Here is a 6,619-nt window from a genome sequence, read left to right as displayed (position 1 = left end):
GCGCCGCGACAATGCAATGGCGGCCGCCATCCAGTCGGCATCGGCGGGCGGGCGCTGCATCTCGTCAGTCAGCGGCTTTGGGCTGCTCGCCCCGCGCCGCACGTTCGGCGAGCGTCGAGCGTAGCTGCACCGGCGCGGGCTTTTTCTTCGCTGCCGCCGCGGCTTCTTCGCCCAGCGTTTCGCGCGTTACCTTGTCCGCCTCGGCCGAATCATATTCGATGCCCAGGCTATCGGCAAAGCGCTGATACTCGGCACGCTTTTCGGCGTTGCGCAGCGTTGTTTCCTTGGCGCGCGCGACCCAGTCGGCGCGAATCTCGGCCGCGCTGCGTTTCGCTGTCCAATTCTCGAAGTAAATGATTTGCTGCTTGGGCTTCTCATACGGGATCAGATATTGCTCGACGCCGTGAAAGACGAGCCACGTCAGCGCCAGCGCGACGCCCCAACTGGCCCAGCGGTGCGGCCGTGGTTCGCGGACATAGGCCCAGAAATCCGACAGGCCGCCGCCCACATCCATGTTACCGAACATTCCCATGGGCCCAATTTAGGCGATGTCGCGATGATTTGCGAGGGGGAAGGATTGCATCGATTGACCGGTGCGAGCGTTCTCAATTGCAAAAAATGCAATTGCAGATGCTGTTTTCGCAGTTGCGAAATTCATTGTGCAGTGCAATATCACACTTGCCTTTTAGGCATCCTCTCCCAAAACTTTCACGGGCCGCCTTCGGGCGGCCCTTTTTTTCGACTTTTTTGGTTGAGAGGGTCGATTCGGCTCGTGCGAATCAATCCTGCGCGGGGATCCGCGTTTCAAATCGCCTCACTTCCGCGATGAAGCTTCCCGGCAGCGGCGTCGGTTGCCCGCTGTCGGTATCGATATGCGCATAGTCGATCTCTATGTCGGTAAGTCGTTCCGAATCGCGAAAAATTCCACAATGCAGCGTGAAGCTGGTCCGGCCGAAACGACTGATTCGCGCCGCGATCGTGATCAGCTCGTCGAGGCGCGCAGGCGCGTGATAGTCGATCTCGCAGCGCGTTTCGCGGATGTCTGTACCATATTGGTGAAAATAGGGTCCGGGTTGCCCCTCGCCGAGCGCGCGGAAATATTCGGTGACGCCGACGTCGGCGTAGACCAGATAATTCGCGTTGAAGACGATATTCTGCCCGTCGATCTCGTTGAAGCGCACGCGCACGCGCTCCTGCACGCGGAAATCGGCGAGCGGCACGTCGTTGCGGATATCGGTCATGCGCGGATCAGGCCGCGAGCGCGGCAGGGGTGCGGTCGAGCGGCGCGCACGCCGCCTCGAGCCATGCCCGCTCCTCGCCTTCCATCCCGGCGCCGATCTTCTCGAACACCGCGGCGTGATAGGCGTCGAGCCAGTCGGCCTCGGCAGCCGAGAGCAGCGATACGTCGACAAGGTTCTGCGCGATCGGCGCGAAGGTGATCGTCTCGAACCCCAGCATGTCCTCCTCGGCGCCCGCGATGTTTTGCGGCGTCACGACGACGAGATTCTCGATGCGGATGCCGAAATGGCCCGCTTTGTAATAGCCGGGCTCGTTCGACAGGATCATGCCCGCGTGCAGTGCTTCCTCGGTTCCCGCCTGTCCGCCGGCAGGCTTTGCGATGCGCTGCGGCCCTTCGTGGACCGCGAGATAGGATCCGACCCCGTGACCGGTGCCGTGCGCATAGTCGACCCCGTCGGCCCACAGATATTGCCGTGCGAGAATGTCGAGCTGGCTGCCGCGCGTCCCCTTGGGGAAGCGCGCGGTGGCGAGCGCGATATGGCCCTTCAGCACCTGCGTGAAGCGGCGGCGCATTTCGGCGGTCGGCGCACCGATCGCGATCGTGCGCGTGATGTCGGTCGTGCCGTCGGCATATTGCCCGCCCGAATCGACGAGATAGAGCGTGCCGGTCTCTACCGCGCGGTTGGTCGTTTCGTCGACCTTGTAGTGCGGCAGCGCGCCGTTGGGGCCGGCCGCCGAGATGGTGTCGAACGACAGATCCTTGAGCGCCCCGCTCCGGTCGCGGAATTCGCGAAGCTTCGCCGCCGCGCCGAGTTCGTCGAGCCCGCCCTGCGGCGCGACTTCTTCCATCCATTTCAGGAAGTGCGCGACCGCGACGCCGTCGCGGACATGCGCCGCGCGCGTGCCATCGAGTTCGGCGCCGTTCTTGATCGCCTTGGGCAGCACCGCGGGGTCGCGGTGACGCTCGATCTTCGCGCCCGTGGCGTCGAGCGCAGTAAAGATCGCGGCGACCGCGCGGTCCGGATCGACCGCCACCTTCTTGTCCTTCAGATCGGCTAGCGCCGCTTCGAATGCGTTGCGATCGTGGATGCGCACGCTGTTGCCGAGATGCGCGCGCACCGCGTCGGTGACCTTTTCGGGCGCGATGAACAGGTCGGCGGTCGCATCGGCATGGAGCAGCGCGAACGCAAGCCCGACCGGGGTGTGGCTGACATCGGTGCCCCGGATATTGAACGTCCAGGCGATCGAATCGAGCGCGGTCATCACCGTCGTGTCGAGGCCCTTCGCCTTCAGCCAGTCGGCGATAATAGCGCGTTTCTCGACCGCGCCTTGCCCCGCCAGCGCGGCATCGTGGACGGTCACCGCTGCGTCGCTCGGCGCCGGCTGGTCATCCCATGCGGCGTCTAGCGGGTTGGGCGTGACGGCAACGAGGCTCGCGCCCTTCGCGGCGAGAGCCTTTTCGAGCGACCGCGCCCAGTCGATGCTGTGCAACCACGGGTCGTAGCCGACCTTCTGGCCCGCGCTAACGTTGGCGCCGAGCCATTCGGCTACGCTCGACTGCGGCACGCTGACATAGTCGAACAGCGATCCGTCGACCTGGTCGCGCACCTGCACCGTGTAACGCCCGTCGACGAACACCGCGGCCTTGTGCGGCAGCACCGCCGCGGTCCCGGCCGAGCCGCCGAAGCCCGTCAGCCACGCCATGCGCTGCGCATAGGCGCCGACATATTCGCTCATATGCTCGTCGCTGATCGGCACGACGAAGCCGTCGAGACCGCGCGCGGCAAGTTCGGCGCGGACGCGGGCGAGGCGTTCTGCGTGGACGGGGCTGGACATGGCTGGTTCCTTGTTCCTACATCGCAGGCGATCCCGCCCAATCGGGGCGACACCGCGGGGGATTTTTCGATGCGCGCTATTTGGATGTTTCTGGCAGCAATTGCCACCCCGCTTGTCGTGTCGCCTGCCCTGTTCGCCCCCCCTCTGTTTGCCAAAGAGAAAGACGCCGCATTGACCAGCAATACCCCTGCTCCGCCAGCCGCCCCGGTTGCGGAAAAGCGCCCGCACGAGATGACGCTGCACGGCAAGACGCTGTCCGATCCCTACCACTGGCTGAAGGATGAGAGCTATCCGACGGTCGATGACAAGGATGTGCTCGACTATGTGAAGGCCGAAAACGCGTATTTCGACGCGGCGATGAAACCGCACGCGGCGCTGGTCGAGACCTTGTTCCAGGAAATGAAGGGGCGGATCAAGGAAGCCGATTCGAGCGTGCCGCAGAAGGATGGCGACTGGGTCTACTGGGTCGAATATGAGGAGGGTGCCGAGTACAAGAAATGGTACCGGAAGCCAGCGTCGGGTTCCGGCGAATCCGTATTGATCCTCGACGAGGTCGCAATGGCCGCGGGCAAGGAATATTTCCGTCTCGCGGAGGTGTCAGTCAGCCCCGACGGCAGGCTGATGGCCTATTCGTTCGACGACAATGGCTCCGAACGGTTCGAGGCGCGCATCCGCAATCTGGAGACGGGCGAACTGCTCCCCGACACCATCCCCGGCACGCTGTCGTCGCTCGTCTGGACTTCGGGGAACGACGCGATCCTCTATGGCCTCGCGAACGAGAATTGGCGCACGGACAATGTCCGGCTGCACAAGCTTGGTACGCCGGTTGCCGACGACAAATTGCTCTACAAGGAAGCCGACATCGGCTTCGGTGTGGGCATCGGCAAGACCGCTGCCGACAATTATATCGTGATCGCGACGGGCGATAACGAAACGAGCGAGGTCTATCTGCTCCCCGCCGACAATCCCGAAGCGAAGATGCAACTTGTGTCGGCAAGAAAGAAGGGCCGCGAGTATAGCGTTGATGAGAGAAACGGGACGCTCTATGTCTACACCAACGACGAGCACCCCAATTTCCGCGTCGCAACCGCCAGCATCAAGACGCCTGGCGAATGGAAGCCTCTGATCCCGGGATCGGACGCGAATTACCTCACCGGCCTTTCGATCTTCCGCGACTATTTCGTGCTCGAATCGCGCGAGAAGGGCGTCGATCAGGTCGATGTCCGCAAATATGACGCGCCGCTGACCTCGGGCCGGATCAAATTCCCCGAGGCGACCTATGTGGCGGGGCTCGGCGACAATCCCGAATATCATCAGGACAAGCTGCGGCTCGATTATGAATCGATGGTCACGCCCGATACCGTGTTCGATTATGATCTCGCAAACGGCAAGCTCGAGACGCTGAAGGTGCAGGAGATTCCTTCCGGTTATAATCATGACGAATATGTAACCGAATTGGTAAACATGCCCGCGCGCGATGGCACCCCGGTCCCGGTGTCGCTTGTCTACAAGAAGGATACGCCGCGCGACGGCAGCGCACCGATGCACCTCTATGTCTACGGATCATACGGCTATCGTGTCCCGCCGGGCTTTTCGACGACGCGCTTGAGCCTCGTCGATCGCGGGATGATCTACGCCATCGCGCACGTCCGCGGCGGCGACGACCTTGGCCGCGCCTGGTACCTCGCGGGCAAGACGACCGAGCGCAAGAATACGTTCAACGACTTTGTCGATGTGGCCAAGGGGCTGATCGCCGCCAAATATACGAGCGCGGGCAAGATTTCGATCGAGGGCCGCTCGGCGGGCGGGCAGGTGATGGGCGCGGTCTATAATCAGGCGCCCGAACTTTGGGGCGCGGTGCTCGCGGGCGTGCCCTTCGTCGACGTCATTAACACGATGGTCGACGAAACGCTGCCGCTGACCCCCGGCGAATGGCCCGAATGGGGCAATCCGATCACCGACAAGACGGCGTTCGACTATATGCTGAGCTACAGCCCCTACGACAATGTCACGGCAAAGGCCTATCCGCCGATGCTCGTGTCGGCCGGCCTCAACGACCCGCGCGTGACCTATTGGGAACCCGCGAAATGGGTCGCGAAGCTCCGCGCGACGCGCACCAACGACGCGACGCTGCTGCTGCGTACCAACATGGGCGCGGGCCATGCGGGCAAGTCGGGGCGCTGGGGCGCATTGCGCGAGGATGCCGAAGAGTTTGCATTCGTGCTGACGCAGCTCGGGGTGGAGAAATAATCACAACCGTCGTCATTCCCGCGAAGCGGAAACCCGGTTCAGACGGTTGCTTGCCGGGTTTCCGCTTTCGCAAATGACGATACTGGATGACGCGTAAACGCCTAAACGTCCTTGCCCAATCGCTCCAGCCACGCCTTGGCCTGCTTGGGCTCGCCCGGAGCGTTCGTGGACACCGGGCCGCGCGATGCCTCGAATTCTTCATGCAACGCGAACGGCTGCAATCCGAGTTGATCGCGCATCCGGTCGATCTCGTCGCCTCGGTCGCACAGGTCGGTGACGACAGGTTCCCATTTGGCGTGCGCAGCGCGATCCTTGGTGTGGCCGAACAAGCCCCACGAGCCGCCCGCAACCCCGCGCAACGCCTCCAGCAGGACGGCCTCATATTCGGCTTCCAGCTCGACACGGCGGGCGTCGAGGCGTTCAAGGCGATCCGCCCTGCTCATCAAGCCGTCAGATATCCGCGCGCGATCAAGTCCGCTTCCAGCGTTGCCGCATCTTCGAATCGATGGGCGGCAATGCCGACCGATTCGGCGCCCGCGACATTCGCGGCGACATCGTCGATGAAGAGCGCGCCCGCGGGGTCGATGCCGAATCGCTCGATCGCGAGATGGTAGATAGCGGGATCGGGCTTCAGCAGCTTCTCGGTGCCCGAGACAATGATGTCGCGAAAGCGATGAAACACCGGTTGGGTCGGTCGGAAGCCTTCCCAGAATTCATGGCCGAAGTTGGTGATCGCGAACATGGGCACGCCCGCGGTGTCGAGGCGTTCGACCAGTTCGAGGCTCCCGGGCACCGGCGCCGGAATCGTTTCGTTAAAGCGCGTCGCATAGGCGTCGATCAGCGGCGCATGATCGGGAAATTCGGCCTTCAGCTCGGGGACCATTTCGGCGAGCGGCCGGCCGGCGTCATGCTGGAAATGCCACTGCGGCGTGACGACGTTCGTCACGAACCATTCGAGCTCGTCCCGATCGGCGATCAGCTTGGCGAACAGATATCGCAGGTCCCAGTCGAACAGGACGCGGCCGACGTCGAAAATCACGCTCTGCCGAATCATGCAGCCTCCGGACACGCGAAAGCGCCGCCGGAAGCATCCGACGGCGTAACGCTGTTCTTCACAAGCAAACGGGGCGAAAACACCCCGCGCGGGGGCATCAGCCCTGGCGCGCCTTGAAGCGGCGGTTGGTCTTGTTGATCACATAGGTGCGGCCACGGCGGCGGATAACGCGGTTATCCCGGTGGCGGTCCTTCAGCGACTTCAGGCTGTTGCGAATCTTCATGATCTCTGTCCGTAAAT

Annotated in this window: 7 protein-coding genes; 1 reads left to right on the top strand and 6 read right to left on the bottom strand. The window is 63.0% G+C overall.

The annotated features are described in order from the left end of the window. Nucleotides 1-64 precede the first annotated feature (64 nt). From VN047_RS17395 to VN047_RS17385, 3 genes are all read right to left on the bottom strand, one after another. Nucleotides 65-526, bottom strand: a complete 462-nt coding sequence (locus VN047_RS17395) for a hypothetical protein (RefSeq protein WP_325544873.1) — start codon at nt 524-526, stop codon at nt 65-67. Between the two features lie 253 nt (nt 527-779). Next, a complete protein-coding gene (locus VN047_RS17390) occupies nt 780-1,241 on the bottom strand; it encodes a thioesterase family protein (RefSeq protein ID WP_325544871.1) in 462 nt (153 codons plus the stop codon). Nucleotides 1,242-1,248: 7 nt separating this feature from the next. Further along, on the bottom strand, nt 1,249-3,075 hold the full coding sequence (locus tag VN047_RS17385) for an aminopeptidase P family protein (protein ID WP_325544869.1): 1,827 nt from the start codon (nt 3,073-3,075) through the stop codon (nt 1,249-1,251). 84 nt (nt 3,076-3,159) lie between these two features. Here VN047_RS17385 and VN047_RS17380 point away from each other — a divergent pair, with 84 nt between their 5' ends. Beyond that, on the top strand, nt 3,160-5,325 hold the full coding sequence (locus tag VN047_RS17380) for a S9 family peptidase (RefSeq protein WP_414712730.1): 2,166 nt from the start codon (nt 3,160-3,162) through the stop codon (nt 5,323-5,325). Between the two features lie 101 nt (nt 5,326-5,426). Here VN047_RS17380 and VN047_RS17375 read toward each other — a convergent pair whose 3' ends face one another. The 3 genes from VN047_RS17375 to ykgO all read right to left on the bottom strand — a co-directional run bounded on the left by VN047_RS17375 (nt 5,427) and on the right by ykgO (nt 6,602). Next, a complete protein-coding gene (locus VN047_RS17375; RefSeq protein WP_325544867.1) occupies nt 5,427-5,768 on the bottom strand; it encodes a hypothetical protein in 342 nt (113 codons plus the stop codon). Further along, nucleotides 5,768-6,379: an HAD family phosphatase gene (locus VN047_RS17370; protein WP_325544865.1), complete on the bottom strand. Its 612-nt coding sequence runs from the start codon at nt 6,377-6,379 to the stop codon at nt 5,768-5,770. The genes VN047_RS17375 and VN047_RS17370 overlap by 1 nt, the downstream gene beginning before the upstream one ends. A 97-nt stretch (nt 6,380-6,476) precedes the next feature. Next, a complete protein-coding gene (gene ykgO / locus VN047_RS17365; RefSeq protein WP_003046794.1) occupies nt 6,477-6,602 on the bottom strand; it encodes a type B 50S ribosomal protein L36 in 126 nt (41 codons plus the stop codon). Nucleotides 6,603-6,619: the final 17 nt, after the last annotated feature.

Origin of the sequence: Sphingopyxis sp. (genome assembly GCF_035565275.1) — a bacterium.
Taxonomy (GTDB): Bacteria; Pseudomonadota; Alphaproteobacteria; order Sphingomonadales; family Sphingomonadaceae; genus Sphingopyxis.
Note: the sequence above shows the minus strand (reverse complement) of the source record. Positions and strands in the feature narration are given on the sequence as shown.

Coding starts and splice junctions, on each gene's coding strand:
- VN047_RS17395 (WP_325544873.1), bottom strand. CDS start 526: ATGTTCGGTAACATGGATGTGGGCGGCGGCCTGTCGGATTTCTGGGCC.
- VN047_RS17390 (WP_325544871.1), bottom strand. CDS start 1,241: ATGACCGATATCCGCAACGACGTGCCGCTCGCCGATTTCCGCGTGCAG.
- VN047_RS17385 (WP_325544869.1), bottom strand. CDS start 3,075: ATGTCCAGCCCCGTCCACGCAGAACGCCTCGCCCGCGTCCGCGCCGAA.
- VN047_RS17380 (WP_414712730.1), top strand. CDS start 3,160: ATGTTTCTGGCAGCAATTGCCACCCCGCTTGTCGTGTCGCCTGCCCTG.
- VN047_RS17375 (WP_325544867.1), bottom strand. CDS start 5,768: ATGAGCAGGGCGGATCGCCTTGAACGCCTCGACGCCCGCCGTGTCGAG.
- VN047_RS17370 (WP_325544865.1), bottom strand. CDS start 6,379: ATGATTCGGCAGAGCGTGATTTTCGACGTCGGCCGCGTCCTGTTCGAC.
- ykgO (WP_003046794.1), bottom strand. CDS start 6,602: ATGAAGATTCGCAACAGCCTGAAGTCGCTGAAGGACCGCCACCGGGAT.